Raw genomic sequence first — 244 nt, 5'->3', positions numbered from 1 at the left:
TCCTTCTGTTGTTTCTGAAGGGATTAAGTCTTTGCCTTTTTCATCTACATATTTAACTACTAGGTTAGCTTTGTTTGCTACGTAGTTGATTGGTGTATCTTGACTTGGATCTGCTGGAATACTTGGTACTTCATATCCTTTGGTTGGATCGTTTGGATCTACTGGTTTCAACGGATTACCATCTTTATCCTTAGGTGTGTATCCTGGCACGTACGGAAGAACTGGTTTATCCTTGCCTGGTTTG

General features: G+C 40.2%; 1 protein-coding gene. It reads right to left on the bottom strand.

Annotated features, from left to right (window positions below):
• On the bottom strand, positions 1-244 hold a 244-nt coding region (locus tag ADH52_RS04925; RefSeq protein ID WP_049510445.1), incomplete at both ends, for a hypothetical protein.

The sequence above is a fragment of the Streptococcus pseudopneumoniae genome (assembly GCF_001072665.1).
Lineage (GTDB): Bacteria > Bacillota > Bacilli > Lactobacillales > Streptococcaceae > Streptococcus > Streptococcus pseudopneumoniae_S.
Note: the sequence above shows the minus strand (reverse complement) of the source record. Positions and strands in the feature narration are given on the sequence as shown.